This window comes from Xanthomonas sp. LMG 12459 (assembly GCF_009192905.1).
GTDB classification, from domain to species: Bacteria; Pseudomonadota; Gammaproteobacteria; order Xanthomonadales; family Xanthomonadaceae; genus Xanthomonas_A; species Xanthomonas_A sontii.
Genome location: NZ_NSGT01000009.1, coordinates 1 through 16,285, shown reverse-complemented (window position 1 = coordinate 16,285; position 16,285 = coordinate 1). Strand labels below are relative to the sequence as shown.

The 16,285-nt window shown below is 69.7% G+C and carries 15 protein-coding genes; 5 read left to right on the top strand and 10 right to left on the bottom strand.

Annotated elements, in window-relative coordinates; genetic code table 11:
* Window positions 1–211: 211 nt before the first annotated feature.
* The gene (locus tag CEK65_RS02400; RefSeq protein WP_152180650.1) at window positions 212–1,360 is read right to left on the bottom strand and encodes a crosslink repair DNA glycosylase YcaQ family protein; all 1,149 of its coding nucleotides are present in this window, start codon (window positions 1,358–1,360) and stop codon (window positions 212–214) included.
* Between the two features lie 206 nt (window positions 1,361–1,566).
* Between CEK65_RS02400 and CEK65_RS02395 the strand changes: the two genes are divergently transcribed.
* The 3 genes from CEK65_RS02395 to CEK65_RS02385 are packed head-to-tail and all read left to right on the top strand — an operon-like array spanning window position 1,567 to window position 4,350.
* Entirely contained in the window at window positions 1,567–2,448 is an 882-nt protein-coding gene (locus CEK65_RS02395; RefSeq protein ID WP_043090463.1) for a DUF2306 domain-containing protein, read from the top strand.
* A gap of 46 nt (window positions 2,449–2,494) precedes the next feature.
* Window positions 2,495–3,574: a histidine kinase gene (locus CEK65_RS02390; RefSeq protein WP_226980449.1), complete on the top strand. Its 1,080-nt coding sequence runs from the start codon at window positions 2,495–2,497 to the stop codon at window positions 3,572–3,574.
* Complete coding sequence (locus CEK65_RS02385; RefSeq protein ID WP_152180648.1) at window positions 3,571–4,350, top strand: LytTR family DNA-binding domain-containing protein; 780 nt, start codon at window positions 3,571–3,573, stop codon at window positions 4,348–4,350. The genes CEK65_RS02390 and CEK65_RS02385 overlap by 4 nt, the downstream gene beginning before the upstream one ends.
* Window positions 4,351–4,443: 93 nt before the next feature.
* On the opposite strand, the gene rtcA is transcribed toward CEK65_RS02385, so the two are convergent.
* The gene (rtcA, locus tag CEK65_RS02380) at window positions 4,444–5,463 is read right to left on the bottom strand and encodes an RNA 3'-terminal phosphate cyclase (protein ID WP_152180647.1); all 1,020 of its coding nucleotides are present in this window, start codon (window positions 5,461–5,463) and stop codon (window positions 4,444–4,446) included.
* A gap of 96 nt (window positions 5,464–5,559) precedes the next feature.
* Window positions 5,560–6,780, bottom strand: a complete 1,221-nt coding sequence (locus CEK65_RS02375; RefSeq protein WP_017911856.1) for an RtcB family protein — start codon at window positions 6,778–6,780, stop codon at window positions 5,560–5,562.
* Between the two features lie 112 nt (window positions 6,781–6,892).
* Between CEK65_RS02375 and CEK65_RS02370 the strand changes: the two genes are divergently transcribed.
* Entirely contained in the window at window positions 6,893–7,258 is a 366-nt protein-coding gene (locus tag CEK65_RS02370; RefSeq protein WP_152180646.1) for a hypothetical protein, read from the top strand.
* Window positions 7,259–7,587: 329 nt separating this feature from the next.
* Here CEK65_RS02370 and CEK65_RS02365 read toward each other — a convergent pair whose 3' ends face one another.
* Complete coding sequence (locus CEK65_RS02365; protein ID WP_152180645.1) at window positions 7,588–9,135, bottom strand: TROVE domain-containing protein; 1,548 nt, start codon at window positions 9,133–9,135, stop codon at window positions 7,588–7,590.
* A gap of 184 nt (window positions 9,136–9,319) precedes the next feature.
* On the opposite strand from CEK65_RS02365, the gene rtcR reads away from it, so the two are divergent.
* Entirely contained in the window at window positions 9,320–10,930 is a 1,611-nt protein-coding gene (gene rtcR, locus CEK65_RS02360) for an RNA repair transcriptional activator RtcR (RefSeq protein ID WP_152180644.1), read from the top strand.
* A gap of 186 nt (window positions 10,931–11,116) precedes the next feature.
* Here rtcR and CEK65_RS02355 read toward each other — a convergent pair whose 3' ends face one another.
* The 6 genes from CEK65_RS02355 to creD all read right to left on the bottom strand — a co-directional run.
* On the bottom strand, window positions 11,117–11,605 hold the full coding sequence (locus tag CEK65_RS02355; protein WP_010343476.1) for a transcriptional repressor: 489 nt from the start codon (window positions 11,603–11,605) through the stop codon (window positions 11,117–11,119).
* A 16-nt stretch (window positions 11,606–11,621) separates the two neighbouring features.
* On the bottom strand, window positions 11,622–13,028 hold the full coding sequence (gene gltX, locus CEK65_RS02350) for a glutamate--tRNA ligase (RefSeq protein WP_152180643.1): 1,407 nt from the start codon (window positions 13,026–13,028) through the stop codon (window positions 11,622–11,624).
* Between the two features lie 162 nt (window positions 13,029–13,190).
* On the bottom strand, window positions 13,191–14,075 hold the full coding sequence (locus CEK65_RS02345; RefSeq protein WP_152180642.1) for a carbon-nitrogen hydrolase family protein: 885 nt from the start codon (window positions 14,073–14,075) through the stop codon (window positions 13,191–13,193).
* Window positions 14,072–14,677: a GNAT family N-acetyltransferase gene (locus CEK65_RS02340; RefSeq protein ID WP_152180641.1), complete on the bottom strand. Its 606-nt coding sequence runs from the start codon at window positions 14,675–14,677 to the stop codon at window positions 14,072–14,074. Before CEK65_RS02340 ends, CEK65_RS02345 begins: the two co-directional genes overlap by 4 nt.
* A 389-nt stretch (window positions 14,678–15,066) precedes the next feature.
* A complete protein-coding gene (locus CEK65_RS02335; protein WP_152180640.1) occupies window positions 15,067–15,504 on the bottom strand; it encodes a hypothetical protein in 438 nt (145 codons plus the stop codon).
* Between the two features lie 20 nt (window positions 15,505–15,524).
* Window positions 15,525–16,285: cell envelope integrity protein CreD (creD, locus tag CEK65_RS02330; protein ID WP_193314667.1), on the bottom strand; the 761-nt coding region annotated here is incomplete at its 5' end.

Below are 16,285 nucleotides of genomic sequence, written 5' to 3'. Positions count from 1 at the left end.
CGAGCCTAAGCGGCAGCCTGTGGTCGCGAGGTGACCCTGGCCGCCGTGCGTGGGCGTCGGTTCGCGGCAACAGCGGTACGTTTGGGCAACAACCGACGTAGGCATGCGATCGGGAATGCGAGGCATCCTGCCGAAGTCCGGCGCTGCGCCGCGGATGCCCTTGGCGCGAGTTGCACCGCCGCAAGTCATACCTTGCGGCGGCAGCATCCGGCTACAGCAGATGGAAGCGTTCGAACCGCTGCAGCGCCGCGTCGATCCTCGCCTGCAGCGCCGGTCGCTGCGGCGCCAGCCAGGTCCATTGCTGGATCAGCAGGCGGCCGGCGCGACGGTCCATCTTCAGATCGAGCGCGGCGACGATGCGGTCGCCGACCAGCACCGGCAACGCGAAGTAGCCCAGCACCCGCTGCGGCGCCGGCACATAGGCCTCGAAGCGGTGGGTATAGTCGAAGAATTGCTGCAGCCGTTTGCGCTGGATCACCAGCGGATCGAACGGCGACAGCAACTGCGCCCGCGTCGGATCCGGCGGCGGCGGCACGCTGTCCAGCACGTCCGGCTCGGCCCACAAGGCCACGCCTTCCTGGCCCTGCAGATGCACCGGGATCAGGCGCTTGCGCGCCACTTCCGCGGCGATCAACGCGCGCACCGCCGGTTTGGCGGCGGTCTCGCCATAGCAGATCGACTCCACACCGACGATGCCCTGCGCGCGCAACGCTCGCTGCAGCAGGTAACGCGCATATTGCGCGTCGCTGACCGGACGCGGCCGCTGCCGCCAGCCGAAATGCCGCGTGGCCAATTCGTACGTCTTGAGCATGCCGCTGCGCTGGGTGACCACCAGGTCGCCGCTGAAGAAACCGTACTGCAACGCGGCCCGCGACGGCTTGCGGCTGCCCCACGGATGGGTCTTCTCGACCAGCACCTCGTCGTCGATGTCGCGGATCGACAACGGCCCCTCGCTGCGGATGCGGCGCAACAGCCGCGCATAGTCCTGCGCATCCACCGTGCCCCTGGCGTCGGCCTGTGCACGTCGGCGCGCCATCTGCGCCACGTACATGCGGTAGTCGGCGACCGGCACGTAGGCCAAGGCATGGGTCCAGTACTCGAACAGCGACCTGTCCTGCGACTGCGCCTGTTCCAGATCCCGTTCGCGGTACTCGGGAATGCGCGTGTACAGCACGTGGTGGTGGCTGCGCGCGATCACGTGGATGGTATCGATCTGCACATAGCCCAGGTGCGCGGTGGCCTGCCGCACGGCCTCGGCGCCGCTGCCGAACGGTGCCGGCGTGGTCAGGCGCTGCGCATGCAGCCACAGCGCGCGCGCCCGGTCGGGCGCGAGCGGGACGGAAGCGACGGGAGTGCGCATCGGAACGACCTTCCTGGCAATGCGGTAGCGCCCATGAGGATAGCAACCCGGATTGCGCAATGCGGACCGCGCTGCATCCGTCGCGGTGCGTTTCGTCGGCACCTGCCGCACTTCGCCCGCCGCGGCCGCCACCTGTCCGATCACGCAGGCGCGGCAGCGCCGCACTGTCGACACTGCGTGTCACCGCCACCGCCGCGCACGCCGCCATGTCCTCGATCCTCTCCGCCCCGCACCACCCCGCTCCCGCCGCGCCGCACCTGGCGGGGCCGGCGCAGCCGCACGCCGGGCAAGGCTGGGCGACACGCCTGCTGCGTGGTGCCGCGGCGCTGTGGATGAGCATCGCCATCGGCGGTCAGCTCGCCTTCGCCGCCTATGTCGCCGGCTTCTACGGACGCACCGCGCTGGCCGGCACCCCCGAGCGCTGGAACCAGGTGATGGCGCGCGGCCATGTCGCCGGCGACACCGTGTTCAATGCGGTACTGGCGCTGCACCTGGGCCTGGCCGTGGCGATCGTGCTCGGCGGCGCAGCGCAGTTGCTGCCGGCGTTGCGACGCAGGCGTCCCGCCCTGCATCGCTGGAACGGACGCATCTACCTGGTCTGCGCCGTCGTGCTCAGCCTGGGCGGACTGGCGATGATCTGGATCCGCGGCGGCGTCGCTGGCGACCTGGGGCAGCATCTGGGCACCAGCGCCAATGCGGTGCTGATCCTGCTGTGCGTGGCCATGGCCTGGCGCCACGCCCGCCGCGGCCAGTGGCCGGCGCATCGGCGCTGGGCGCTGCGCCTGTTCCTGGCCGTCAGCGGCGTGTGGTTCTTCCGGATCGGGCTGATGGGTTGGTTGGCCCTCAACCAGGCACCGGTCGGTTTCGATCCGGACCGTTTCGTCGGCCCGACGCTGACCGCCCTGGCGTTCGCGCAGACCTTGCTACCGCTGGCGGTGCTGGAACTGTATCTGCGCGCACTCGACAGCCGCCGCAGCGGCCCGGAGTGGTTGGCGACGGCGGTGCTCGCCGCAATGAGCGCGGCCACCCTGGTCGGCACCCTCGCCGCGGTGGCGGGAATGTGGTGGCCGGTGCTGCGGCACGCCTGAGCGCAGCCAGCGCAGCGAACGCCCGCGCTCCGGTATGCTCGCGGCCATGTCGCCTCCGTCCCCGCTCTCCGCACCGCCGCGCATGCCTGCGCTGCTGACCTGGACGCGCATCGTGCCGGTGTTCCTGGTCTCCGGCGCGCTCGGCCTGCTGATGAGCCTGAGTTGGGACAGTCCCCTGCCGGTCCTGGTCCGCAGCCTCATGCTGGGCGCCGCCGCGCTGGGTGCCTACACGCTGTTGGAGCGCCGGCCGCAACGGCTGCCGCGCTGGCTGGCGCGCTGGGCGCTGCAGGTGGCCGGCGTCGCACTGGCGATCCCGACGACGACCCTGCTGATCTACCTGGGCTCCACCCACGCCGGCGCTCCGCCGTTCTGGCAGGACCCGGATCGGCTGGCCGGCTTCGCCACGCTGACCATCGTCGGCGTGCTGATCGCGCCATGGATGGCGCTGGCCGCCCTGGTGCGGCAGAAGGACGCGTTGGCCCGGCACCAGGCATTGGCGTTCGCGTTGGAACGCAGCGAACTGGAACGCGAGGCGCTCGATGCGCGCCTGCAGCTGTTGCAACGCCAGGTCGCCCCGCATTTTCTGTTCAATACCCTGGCCAACGTGCAGGCGCTGATCGATGTCGGGTCGCCGCGGGCCGCAGACCTGATGCGCAGCCTGACCGCCTACCTGCACGCCGCGGTGCCGCGCCTGCACGAGGCCACCAGCACGGTGGGCGACGAACTGGCGCTGACGCGCGCCTACCTGGAGCTGATGCACATGCGCATGCCCGACCGGCTGCACTACGCGATCGACGCCGAGGACGCCGTGCGGGCAGTGCGCTGCCCGACCCTCGCCGTACTGACCCTGGTCGAGAACGCGGTCAAGCATGGCATCGATCCGTCCGAGGAAGGCGGCAGCATCGCCATTCGCGCCTGGCGCAGCGGCGAGCGCTGCCATCTGCGTGTGGAAGACAGCGGCGCCGGCGAGGGCGACGGCCGCGGCGGGCTGGGCACCGGCCTGCGCACCTTGCGCGACCGCCTCGCGCTCGGCTTCGGCGATACGGCGCAGTTGCAGTTGCGTCCGCGCCTGCCGCAGGGCACCTGCGCCGATCTCAGCCTGCCGATGACGGTACCGCCCCGATGATCCCGCCCACCGCGCTGATCGCCGACGACGAACCGCTGCTGCGCGAGGCCCTGCGGTGTCAGCTGGGGCGTCTGTGGCCCGAGTTGCGGATCGTCGCCGAGGCGCGCAACGGCCGCGAGGCGGTGCGCCTGTTCGAGGAACATGCGCCGCAGATCTGCCTGCTCGACATCCAGATGCCTGGTCTGTCCGGCGTGCAGGCCGCGCAGCAGATCGGCCGCCGCGCGCATCTGGTGTTCGTCACCGCCTACACCGACTATGCGGTGCAAGCGTTTGCCGAAGGCGCGCTCGACTACCTGGTCAAGCCGGTGCAGGACGCGCGTCTGGCCGATACCGTCGCGCGGCTGCAACAGCGCCTGCAGGCCGCACAACCGGCGGCCGACCTCAGCGAGCAACTGTTGCGCCTGGCGCAGCGGCTGCGCCCACCCGAGCGCCCCGCCCCACTGCGCTGGCTGCAGGCGCAGAGCGGCGGCAGCGTGCGCCTGATCGCCGTGGAGGCCATCGACTATCTGCGCTCGGACAGCAAGTACACCAGCGTGGCCTGGCGCGATCCGGACGGACAGGCGTGCACCTCGATCGTGTCCACGCCGCTCAGGGACCTGGCCGCGCAACTGGATCCGGATGACTTCCAGCAGGTGCACCGCTCGGTGGTTGTCAATCGCCGCGCGATCCTGCACGTGGTGCGTGGCGACAATGAGACCGCACAGATCCACCTGCGCGGCCGCGCGGAGACGCTGCCTGTCAGCCGCAGCTACCTGCCGCTGTTCCGGGCGATGTAGGGGCGCCGCGCCGGCTGCGACTGCAAGCACAGGCGCGGCGACAGCGACGACAGCGACGACAGCATCCATCGCGGAAGGTGCCAGCGCCCTTGGTCAGCTGGACACGACCACCCGCCACTGCCGCGCATCCACCGGCTCCCAGGCGATCTCCACCGGCAGGAACTTCTCGATCAGGCGGGCATTGCTGGACAGGTGCGCGCTGACCGTGTCGGTGGTGAAGGCGCCGCCACCGGCCAATGCCATCGGCAGCAGCAACTGGTCGGCGAGGTGCTCGCCGACGCAGGCGCCGCTCTCCAGGTATTGGCGCACCTGCGCCGCCAGGCGTTCGCCGACCTGCTCGGCGGACACCCCGCGCTCGCCGTGGCCGGCGAAGACCTCCACGTGCGCCGCATGCCGCACCCGCACCAGCGCTGTGTTGCCCGGGCCCTGCGCCGGACGCACGCTGTGCACGTGGCGCGGATTGGCGTCCACGCCAAGTCGCTCGGCCAGCACCGCCAGTTCGCGCCGGCCGATCTTGCCGGACAGGCCCGAGACCAGCACCTGCGCCTCGATCGCCTGCAGGTCGCCTCGCGCATCGAAGCAGACCTGCTGCAACTGCGCACAGGGCGCGATGCTGGCCCGCAGCGCGCCGCCGCCGGCCGGATAGAAGCCATGCCGGTCCAGCGTCAACGTCGCAGCCACGCCCAGGCGCTGCAGCGCCGGCAGCCAGGTCTCGGCGAGAAAATCGGCGCAGGGCGCCAGCGGATTGTGGGTACCGCCTTCCAGAGTCAGACGCGACGGCGCGGCGGTGCGCCACAGCGCCGGCAGCACCGTCTGCAGCACCAGCGTGGTCGAGCCGGCACTGCCGGTGGCGAACTGATAGTCGCCGGGCACCACCGCTCCCGGCTCGAAGCGCAGCGTGGTCGCACCAATCTGCGCCCCGTGCGTGCGCGCCTGGCCGACCGTGGCGGCCGCCACGACCGCGGTCAGGTGCTGGCGCATCAGGCCCGGACGCGGACGTGCGCCACGGATGTTGCGGAAGGTGAAGCCGGTCCCGGTGCACAGGCTCAGCGTCAGTGCGGTGCGCAGCAGTTGCCCGCCGCCTGCGGCACCGTCGAGTTCGATCATGTCCATTGCCAAACAATCCATCATTGAAAACGCCCGTGCGGGCAAGCCCGCACGGACGATCGGCGCCGGCCGGCGCCACTGCAAGCCGACCGACACCTGTGACTACCCCTTGACGCACACCACCTGCCGCAGCGTATGCACGATCTCCACCAGGTCACGCTGCGCGGCCATCACCGCCTCGATCGGCTTGTACGCCGCCGGCGACTCGTCCACCACGTCCTGGTCCTTGCGACACTCCACATGCGCGGTGGCCTTGACGTGCTCGTCGACACTGATGCGGCGACGCGCCTCGGTGCGGCTCATCACCCGGCCGGCCCCATGGCTGCAGCTGTGGAAGCTGTCGGCATTGCCCAGCCCGCGCACGATGAAGCTCTTGGCGCCCATGCTGCCCGGAATGATACCCAGCTCGCCCTTGCGCGCGCTCACCGCGCCCTTGCGGGTCACGAACACGTCCTTGCCGAAGTGATGCTCGCGGCTGACGTAGTTGTGGTGGCAGTTCACCGCCTCGGCCTGCGCCTCGAACGGCTTGGCAATGACCGTACGGACCGCCTCGACCACGCTGCGCATCATGATCTCGCGGTTGATCCGCGCATAGCGCTGCGCCCAGTCCACCGCGAACACATAGTCGCCGTAGTACTGGCTGCCTTCCGGCAGATAGGCCAGGTCCTGGTCCGGCAGGTTGATCATCCAGCGCCGCATTTCCTCCTTGGCGAGCTGGATGAAATGGTTGCCGATCGCATTGCCGACGCCGCGCGAACCGGAGTGCAGCATGAACCAGACCCGCTGCGCCTCGTCCAGGCACATCTCGACGAAGTGGTTGCCGGTGCCGAGGGTGCCGAGATGCTGCAGGTTGTTGGTCTTGCGCAGGCGCGGATGACGCTCGCAGATCAACGCGAAGTCGCTGGCCAGCTGCGCCCAGCCGTCCACGGCCGCGCCTGGCGGCGTCTGCCACGCGCCCTTGTCGCGCGCGCCAGGCGTGCGCCCGTGCGGCACCGCACGCTCGATCGCGCTGCGGATCGGCGCCAGGTTATCCGGTAGATCGCTGGCGACCAGCGAGGTGCGCGCGGCGATCATCCCGCAGCCGATGTCCACGCCGACCGCGGCAGGCACGATCGCGCCGATGGTCGGCACCACCGAGCCGACGGTCGCGCCCTTGCCCAGGTGCACGTCCGGCATCACCGCGATCCAGCGATGGATGAAGGGCAGCTTGGCGATGTTCTGCAGCTGCTGGCGCGCCTCGTCCTCCAGCGGCACGCCGCGGGTCCACAGCTTGATCGGCGCCGCTCCCGGCTGCGCGATGACGTCGTACTGCTCGGTGTTCATGGTGTTGCTCCTTGTGCAACGGATCTTCAAAAAAAAAGCGCGGTGACGAGTGACGGTGGAACCTGCCGCCTGGAGGCAGTGCCGCCAGGCGGCCGGGACTCGAACCCGACCCATGAAGGGCTACCAAATGGAGTTCCACCTGCATTCACCGCAAAACCAACGCATCGCCTCACGCGGCAAGTCCATGTGCGGAACGATCGCTCTACCGCTGAGCTACCGCCTGACGGCGGGCGGGATTCGAACCCGCGACCGATGGAGTTCCGCCTGCATCCGCCAGGCAACGCGCACAACAGGACCGACGACGGCCACGACAAGAGAGATGGAACATTCCCGCTCTGTCCAACTGAGCTACCACCCCATCGAAGGGTGGGCGGGACTCGAACCCGCGACCTGGAGCTTAAAAGGCTGTAGTTCCATCGGCATTCGTGGACGCCGGCGGCGAAACATGGAGGCGGCGAGCACCGCCTCCTTCAACTGAACATCTTGCGTCTCCTTCAGCCCGGCGGGCCCCATTGCCCGCCGGGTCCAGTGCTTCCATGCAACGCACACAACAGGACCGACGACGGCCACGACAAGAGTGATGGAACATTCCCGCTCTACCAACTGAGCTACCGACCCCATCCTTGGAGTGGGCGGGATTCGAACCCGCGACATGGAGCTTCGGAGGCTGTAGTTCCATCGGCATTCGTGGACGCCGGCGGCGAAACATGGAGGCCGCCATGGCCGCCTCCGTCAACGCGAATCGTGCTTCTCCCGCGGCCCGGCGGGCCCCATTGCCCGCCGGGTAAACCTTGTTTTCAAGCCACCTCAGACCACGATCGAGCCGATCCGCTCGACCCAGCGCTTGGCGCCGGCGCCTTCGGCCGCGAACGTGGCCAGCAGGTCGAACACCGCGTCGCTGAAGCCGCCGACGTGCAGGATGTCGTCGCGTTCGACCGTCTGGCTGGTGGCCACCGGCTGCAGGTCGATGCAGACCATGCGCGCCTGCGGACACCGCGCCTTCAGTTCGGCCCAGGCCTGCATGGTCGCGGTCGCACCGCTACGGGTGTCGCGCCAACTCTCGTTGTCCGACACCAGCACCAGCAAATCCACCAGCGCACGCTGCGCGTTCAACTGCAGCAGCGGCGCGCTGACGCTGGTCCCGCCACCGCACAACGCGGCCAGTTGCTGCGCCTGCGCGATCACGTCCTGGCGCTGCCGCAAGCGCAGCGACCGCACCTCGGTGTCGAACGGCAACACGGTGGCGCGCGGATTGACCCGCTGCACGCAGGCCGCGATCAGCGCGGCCACATCGACGCAGCGCACGCTGCTGCTGGCGCCGCGGCGGAAGCCGGTCACCGGTGCGGCCATCGACCCGGAGACGTCCACCGCGACCACCACCTTGCCGTCCAGCCGCGGCACCTGCCGCGTCGCGATCTCCATCGCGTCGCGCAGCGCCTCGCCGATCTGCGGCGGCAACTGGCTGGCCGCGGTGCTGGCCACCAGCAACTGGTACGGGAACACCCGAGCGCGCTGGATCTGCGCCGGATCGCGCAAGCGTGCCGCCACCTGCGCCACCATCGCCTTGTCCTCGAACACCCCATGCCGCGCGAAGGTGTTGAGGTTCATGCGCAAGGTCTGCCACGAGGCGTTCCGGGCCAGCGCCGCCCAATGCGCCGCGGTCAGCGGCAGGGCGGTGTAGTACTGGAACGGCAACTCCGGCAACGGCCCCGACGGTGCGCGCTTGAACGCCTCGTACGCCTGCAGCATCGCCGGCAGCGCGTCCTCGCGGTACGGCTTGCCCACGACCCACGCGTACAGCGCCTCGCGCTCGGCATCGGCCGGCTTCGGGTGAACCATGCGGATCACATCGGCCAACGACGGCTGCTGGCCGATCGCCGCCTGCACGATGGTCTGCGCCGACGCCTGCTGCAGCCACTGCCGCACCAGGCGCTTGGGCCGCGACCCCAGCGACTTGCGCCCGAGTTGCCCGCTGCGCACGATCTGCACGAAGTTGCGCAGCAGGCGGCCATTGTCGATCACGCGCGGGAAGGCCCGTGCGAACAGGTCCGGATCGCGGGTGGTCAACGTGGCCAACAGCAATGCCGGCATGTCCTTCATGTGCGCGACCTGGCGTGCGTAGATCGCGGTCTGCGCGACGAAGGCCGGATCGACCTGCGCGCACAGCCCGAGTACTTGCTGCAGTTGCACCTCGGCACCCGCATAGAACGTGCCGTTCAAGCAGCCGGTGGCCGCATACAGCGCCAGCGCCGCCTGCGGCGAACGCGCATAGGCGGCGCCACCGGCGTCGTTGCGCACGGTCGCCGGCGGCAGCAGCGCGCCACGCGAGGACGAGAACAGAGAGAGGTTGGCCATGTCAGGCTCCTGGCGGGAACGGCCCGCGTTGGTGATGCCCAGGTATCGCAATGGCCGTGCCAACTTTTTCGATAACACCTCAACGCATTGATTAAAAAAAGAAAATCGAGAATCAAGCGGCGACCCCCGCTTGTTCGGCGCCGAACATTCCTATAACTTCAGCAAGACTTTTATAAGGATGGATATGGATAGGCCACAGGTGGTGTTCGGCATGCTCGGCACCCAGCTGGATTCCGGTAGCGGCCCCGGGCGCTGGGAGAAGTGGCGCCCGACGGTGGCGCTGGGCATGCACGAGGACTTTCTGCTCAGCCGCCTGGAGTTATTGACCGACCTGCGCCGCTACCAGAAGCTGGCGCAGTTGGTGAGCGAGGACTTGGGCCAGGTCTCGCCGGGCACACAGGTGCGGCTGCACGACACCTACCTGGCCGATCCCTGGGACTTCGAGGGGGTCTACGCCACCCTGCACGACTTCTTCGCCGGCTACGCGTTCCGCCCGGACGAAGAGGACTACTACCTGCACATCACCACCGGCAGCCACGTCAGCCAGATCTGCGGCTTCCTGCTGACCGAGAGCCGGCACTTCCCCGGGCGCCTGCTGCAGACCTCGCCGCCGCGCAAACAGGGCAGCGGCGAGGCCGGCGCCTACACCGTGATCGACCTGGACCTGTCGCGCTACGACCGCATCGCGCAGCGCTTCCAGCAGCAGCAACTGCAGGACCGTGCGTTGCTGAAGAGCGGCATCGCCACGCGCAATGCGGCGTTCAACCGCATGATCGAACAGATCGAGACCGTGGCCACGCGCTCCAGGGCGCCGATGCTGCTGATGGGGCCGACCGGCGCCGGCAAGAGCCAGTTGGCCAAGCGCGTGTTCGAACTGAAGAAGCTCAAGCACCAGTTGCCGGGGCGTTTCGTCGAGGTCAATTGCGCCACCCTGCGCGGCGACGGCGCCATGAGCGCGCTGTTCGGCCATACCAAGGGCGCCTACACCGGCGCGGTCAGCGACCGCCCGGGGCTGCTGCGCTCGGCCCACCAGGGCCTGCTGTTCCTCGACGAGATCGGCGAACTGGGCCTGGACGAGCAGGCCATGCTGCTGCGGGCACTGGAGGAGAAGCGCTTCCTGCCGGTCGGCAGCGACCGCGAGGTGGAGAGCGAGTTCCAGCTGATCGCCGGCACCAACCGCGACCTGCACCAGCACGTCGCGCAGGGCCGCTTCCGCGAGGACCTGCTGGCGCGCCTGAACCTGTGGACCTACCACCTGCCCGGCCTGGCCGAACGCCGCGAGGACATCGAGCCGAACCTGGACTTCGAACTGGAGCGCTGGTCGCACGAGCAGCACCAGCGGGTGACCTTCAATCGCGAGGCGCGCAGCCGCTACCTCGCCTTCGCCACCGGCGCGGAGGCGCGCTGGTCCGGCAACTTCCGCGACCTCAGCGCCTCGGTGATGCGCCTGGCGACGCTGGCCAATGCCGGGCGCATCCAACTCGAACTGGTGGAGGAGGAAATCGCGCGCCTGCGCCGGCAATGGCGCGACGGCACCCCGCCCTCGCCGCTGGACGCCCTGCTCGGCGACGCGGCGGCGCAGCTGGATCGCTTCGAGCGCGTGCAACTGGAAGACGTGCTGCGGGTCTGCGCGACCGCCAAGTCGCTGTCGCAGGCCGGACGCGAACTGTTCGCCGTGTCCCGCACGCAACGCGCCAGCACCAACGACGCCGACCGCCTGCGCAAGTACCTGGCGCGGTTCGGACTGGACTGGGAGCAGGTGCGCGAGAGTGGGCGCGCCGCGGCGCAGGACTGAGCGATCGGCGTGCGGCGCTGCGAGACACGAAAAGGCCGCAACCGGGCTGGCCAAGAGAACGACGGGGACGGAACCGCCCTATCCGCGACGGCGCAACACCGGGGCTGCAATGTGCGCGGCAGCCAGGCTCAGATCGATCGAACGCCCTACCCGGTCGCTACGCAGCGCCCATCAAATTGCGCCGGCTCAGCCCGCGCACTTCGCGCAAAGACCGTGCACTTCCAGGGTCTGCGCCTGCGGCTGGAAGCCCAGGGCCTTGGCGCGCTGCTCCAGTTGCGCGACCACGTCGCGGTCCTCCAGCTCCACCGCGCTGTGGCAGCGGTCGCAGATCAGGAACGGCACCGAGTGCTGGGCGCTGCTCGGGTGGTGGCAGGCGACGAAGGCGTTGACCGATTCGAGCTTGTGCACGAAGCCGTTGGCCATCAGGAAGTCCAGCGCGCGGTACACGGTGGGCGGCGCGTCGGCGCCCACGCCCTTGCCTTCGCGCACCCATTCCAGCAGGTCGTAGGCCTTGACCGGGCGCCCGGCCTCGGCGATCAGCCGCAGCACGTTGGCGCGGATCGGGGTCAGGCGCAGACCGCGCTCGCGACTCACCCGCTCCACCACCTTGACGAAGTCGGCAGCGTCGTGGACGTGGTGGTGCGGCTCGGTACAGGCGGTCTTCTTGCTGGACATGGCGGTCTCCCGGGAATCAGCTTCCCGCTGGGATCTTGATGAGCGCGGCGTCGATGCGTTTCAAGGCCTCCTCGCGCCCGGCCAGGTAGACGGTCTGCGAGATGTCCGGACTGACCTGGGTGCCGGTGATGGCCACGCGCAGCGGCTGTGCCACCTTGCCCATGCCGATCTCCAGGGCGGCGGCGGTGTCGTGCAGCGCGGCGGCGACGCCATCCAGGCTCCACTGCGGCAGCGCGGCCAGCAGTTCGCGTGCCTTGCCCAGCGCCAGTTCGGCGCCCGGCTTGAAGTGCTTGGCCACCGCCGCGTCGTCGTAGCGGGTCAGCGGGCGATACCAGACCTCGGCCTTCTCGGCCATTTCCTTGAGCGTCTGCACGCGCTCGCGCAGCGCCACCACCACCTCGGCCGCAGCCGGGCCGGCGGCCGGGTCGATGCCGAGCTTGCGCAACTGGAACTCCAGCTGCGGCGCGATCGTCGCCGGGTCGTCGCTCTTGAGGTAGTGCTGGTTGACCCAGCCGAGCTTGGCCATGTCCAGGCGCGCGGCCTTGGAATTGACGTCCTTGACGTCGAACATGTCGATCAGCTCCTGGCGCCCGAACAGCTCCTGGTCGCCGTGCGACCAGCCCAGCCGCGCCAGGTAGTTGATCAGCGCGTGCGGCAGGTAGCCGGCGTCCTTGTACTGCATCACGTCGGCCGCGCCGGTGCGCTTGGACAGCTTGGCGCCCTGCTCGTCCAGGATCATCGGCATGTGCGCGAACTTCGGCACCGGCGCGCCCAGCGCCTGGTAGATGTTGATCTGCCGCGGGGTGTTGTTGATGTGGTCGTCGCCGCGGATCACCTCGGTGATGCCCATGTCCCAGTCGTCCACCACCACCGCGAAGTTGTAGGTGGGGTAGCCGTCGGGACGGAAGATCACCATGTCGTCCAGTTCACTGTTGGCGATCTCGATGCGGCCCTTGATCAGGTCGTCGAACGCCACCACGCCCTCGGTCGGGTTCTTGAAGCGGATCACCCGGTTGGGATCGTCGCGGTACGGCAGGTTCAGCTCGCGCGCGGCGCCGTTGTAGCGCGGCTTTTCCTGCCGCGCCATCGCCGCTTCGCGCATGGCGTCCAGTTCCTCGCGGGTCTCGTAGGCGTAGTAGGCCTGGCCCTGCGCCAGCAACTGCTCGGCGACCTCGCGGTAGCGATCCAGGCGCCGGGTCTGGTAGATCGGGCCTTCGTCGTAATCCAGGCCCAGCCACTCCATCGCCTCCAGGATCGCGTCGATCGCCGCCTGGGTGCTGCGCTCGCGGTCGGTGTCCTCGATCCGCAGCACGAATTCGCCGCCGCGGTGGCGCGCCTCCAGCCAGCAGTACAGCGCGGTGCGCGCGCCGCCGATGTGCAGGTAACCGGTGGGACTGGGGGCGAAACGGGTGCGGCAGGCCATGGAACGCTCGAAACGACGGGAATCGGGCGATTTTACCTTGCCGGGGCGGCGCCTGCTGGCGCCGCGGGATTGGGGATTGGTGATTCGGGATTGGTCAAGCAGCGTCTCGCCCCGGGAACAGGGCATGGCACGCCGAGGCGCGGCACGTTGCGGGAAACGCTCCTATGCGAAGCGGCTCAGTTCCGCGCGTAGCACGGCCGGTGCCAGTTGCCCGCGCCAATCGCGGTCGTTGGCCACTTGTGCGTTGGCGCGGCTGGCCTCGAACGCGGCGAAGTCCAACTCGGCGATCGCCCAGACCTGCTCGCCGCGGGTCTGCGCAACGATGCCGTCGGCCGGGAAACCAGCGTCCATCGGCGCGTACAGCGTCGCTTCGCCTGTGTTCACGTCCAGCGCCGGGCTCCACTCGGCGACGCCGGCGGTCACCGACTGAGCGACGAAGATGCGGTTCTCCAGCGCCCGCGCCAGACAACCCACGCGCACGCGGGTGGCGCCGGCCTCGGTGTCGGTGCAACTGGGCACCACCAGCAGCCGCGCCCCGGCCTCGTACTGGGCACGCACCGGCAGCGGAAACTCGCTGTCGTAGCAGACCGCCACGCCGGCGCGCACGCCCTCGGCCTCGAACACCTTCAGCGCCTCGCCGCCGTCGATCAGGCCGGTGGCCTTCTCGAAGCCGGTCAGTTGCAGCTTGTCCTGCCAGCCGTGGTCGCCGTCCGGGGTGAACCAGTAGGCGCGGTTGCGGTAGCGCCCCTGCCCGTCGTCGAGCAGGAAGCTGCCGGCGACCACGTGCAGGCGATGGCGCCGCGCCAGGTCGGCGAACAGGGCCAGGTAAGGCGCATGCAGTGCCTGGATCGCCGCCAGCGAGGCCGGCAGCCGCGCCGACACCTCGGCGCCGAAGGTCGCGGCCAGTTCCAGCGACAGGTACTCCGGCAGCACCGCCAGCTGCGCGCCGGCCTGCGCGGCCTCGCCGAGCAAGGTGGCCTGCTTGTCGGCGAAAGCGGTGAAGTCGGCGGGCGCGCCGATCGGATACTTGGCGACGGCGACTTTCATGCGGCAGGCTCCAGCGCGCGGGTCCAGAAACCCAGGGTATGCGGCGTTTCGCCGCGGTCGACCTCGTTCCACGGCAGATGCATGCGCAAGGCAGCCTGCGGCTGATAGCCGCGCTTGCGCCAGAACACGTCGTTGCCGCGGTAGTCCGGCGGTCGCCGCGGGTCGTCGGGCGCCCGCTCCACCGAACAGAACGCGGTCAGGCGGAAGCGACCGAGCGCGCGCGCATGCGCCTCGCGCTCGTCGAAGAAGGCATGGCCGGCGCCGCGCCCGCGGTACTGCGGCAACAGCACCGACTCGCCGAAATAGAACACCTCGGCCGGGTCGATGCCGCTGCCGGCGAAGGCCGCGGCGAACGCCTCGGTGTCGTCGACCAGCGGCAGCCCGGTGGAGGCCCCGACCACCTGCTCGCCGTCGCGCGCCAGCACGAACACGCTGTCGGGCGACGCCGCATAGGCGGCCAGGTACTCGCGTTCGTAGCCCAGGTCGCCGTCGTAGAGGTAGGGCCAGTCGCGGAACACCACGATGCGCAGTTGTGCGACCGCGTCCAGGAACGGCACGATCCCGGCGCCGCGCAGGCGCTGAATGGAGAGCGGAGAGTGCATCCGTGCACTCTACCGCAAGCGTTTCCCTGGCGCTGCCTGCCTGGCGATGCCCTTGCATGTGCCTCCTTGCCGCGTCCTTGCGCGGGCGTCCTGCCCGTCCTGTGGCGCACGCGCTTCCTTGCCCTGCCTGCGGCGCCTTGGCGTGTGCGCCCTTGCCGCCTCCCTGCGTGAGCGTCCTGCCCGTCCTGTGACGCAAGCGCCTCCTTGCGCTAGCTGCCTGGGCGATGCGCTTGCGTGCGCCCTTGCAGCGTCCCTGCGTGGGCGTCCCTGCCCGTCCTGTGACCCATGGCGGCATCCGTCCCGCCACCGTCGGTGTTTCTGCCGTCAATGGCCGATGACCATCCGACCGATCCGCCCGCCGTGGCGGCGATCGATGCGGGTGCCCTGCCTCAGCGCCACCAGCGGCACAGCAGCGCGGCCTGTGCCGGCAGCACCAGCAAGCGCGCGCGGCCTTCCGCTTCCCAGGTCACGAACCCCGGCGCAGGCGTGTCCCCGCACCGCTCCACGTCCATCGCCCAGGCCGGATCGCGGCGCACCGCGCGCCAGGGGCAGTAGCGCCACGGCGCGACATCGCCCGGCAAGGCCGCACGCGCCTGCAGCGCGCCGGCCAGGAACGCCACCGCGTCGCCGGCCAGGGCCGCGCGGCTGCGTTCGCTCAAACGCAGCCACAGGGCTCCGCCGCGGTCGGCGGCGGTGACCAGCGCGGCCTGCGCGCTGCGCGCGAGCGCCCCCGGCAGGTTGCCGGGATGCAGGCCATGGGTCTCCAGGGCGGGCGGCAGCAGCGCCTGCAGACGCCGATGCAGATGACGATGACGATGCGCGACCATGTCCGGTTCTCCCCGACGGCTCAGCGCAGCGACGCGCCGAGTTCGTACCAGTCGATCCGGCGGGTGATCCACATGATCGCGCCGAGGATGCCGAACAGCAGCAGCGAGCCCATCAGCAAGGCGTTGTCTTCCGAGGCCAGCAGGCCGTAAAGCGCGCCGTACAGCACGGTGAGCATGCTGGCGAAGCCGGCCGCACGCAGGCGGCTGCGCAAGACCCCGGACAGGTAGAAGAACTGCAGCCCGATGCAGGCCACCGCCGAGACCAGATACGCCTGCCAGAACGGGATGTGCTCGGACAGGCTGAGCAGCAGCAGGAAGAAGATTGCCAGCGCAAGGCCGACCAGCAGGTACTGCAGCGGATGGATCGGCAGGCGCTTGATCAGCTCGAACAGGCCGAAGGCGACGAAGGTCAGCACCACGAACAGCAGGCCGTACTTGCTGGCGCGCTCGGCCTGGGTATATACGTCCACCGGGTCGACCAGGTCCACGCGCAAGGCGTCGAGATCCTGTCCGCCGGAGGCCAGCTGCGCCTGCGCGCCGGTCGCCAGCGACGACAGCGCCCAGCTCGCCTGGAACCCTTGCGCGGTGATGCGGCGCTCGTTGGGCAGGAAGCGGCCGCCGAACAACGGATGCGGCCACGGCGAGTTCAGCGCGATCTGGTTGTCGTCGCCGACCGGCACGATCGACAGCGCCTGGGTGCCGTCGAGCACGAATTCCATCTGCACCTCGTGCAGATCGGTCAGCCGGCCCTGCTGCGTATCGCGCAATGCCGGCAGCACCG

Coding starts and splice junctions, on each gene's coding strand:
- CEK65_RS02400 (WP_152180650.1), bottom strand. CDS start 1,360: ATGCGCACTCCCGTCGCTTCCGTCCCGCTCGCGCCCGACCGGGCGCGC.
- CEK65_RS02395 (WP_043090463.1), top strand. CDS start 1,567: ATGTCCTCGATCCTCTCCGCCCCGCACCACCCCGCTCCCGCCGCGCCG.
- CEK65_RS02390 (WP_226980449.1), top strand. CDS start 2,495: ATGTCGCCTCCGTCCCCGCTCTCCGCACCGCCGCGCATGCCTGCGCTG.
- CEK65_RS02385 (WP_152180648.1), top strand. CDS start 3,571: ATGATCCCGCCCACCGCGCTGATCGCCGACGACGAACCGCTGCTGCGC.
- rtcA (WP_152180647.1), bottom strand. CDS start 5,463: ATGGACATGATCGAACTCGACGGTGCCGCAGGCGGCGGGCAACTGCTG.
- CEK65_RS02375 (WP_017911856.1), bottom strand. CDS start 6,780: ATGAACACCGAGCAGTACGACGTCATCGCGCAGCCGGGAGCGGCGCCG.
- CEK65_RS02370 (WP_152180646.1), top strand. CDS start 6,893: ATGAAGGGCTACCAAATGGAGTTCCACCTGCATTCACCGCAAAACCAA.
- CEK65_RS02365 (WP_152180645.1), bottom strand. CDS start 9,135: ATGGCCAACCTCTCTCTGTTCTCGTCCTCGCGTGGCGCGCTGCTGCCG.
- rtcR (WP_152180644.1), top strand. CDS start 9,320: ATGGATAGGCCACAGGTGGTGTTCGGCATGCTCGGCACCCAGCTGGAT.
- CEK65_RS02355 (WP_010343476.1), bottom strand. CDS start 11,605: ATGTCCAGCAAGAAGACCGCCTGTACCGAGCCGCACCACCACGTCCAC.
- gltX (WP_152180643.1), bottom strand. CDS start 13,028: ATGGCCTGCCGCACCCGTTTCGCCCCCAGTCCCACCGGTTACCTGCAC.
- CEK65_RS02345 (WP_152180642.1), bottom strand. CDS start 14,075: ATGAAAGTCGCCGTCGCCAAGTATCCGATCGGCGCGCCCGCCGACTTC.
- CEK65_RS02340 (WP_152180641.1), bottom strand. CDS start 14,677: ATGCACTCTCCGCTCTCCATTCAGCGCCTGCGCGGCGCCGGGATCGTG.
- CEK65_RS02335 (WP_152180640.1), bottom strand. CDS start 15,504: ATGGTCGCGCATCGTCATCGTCATCTGCATCGGCGTCTGCAGGCGCTG.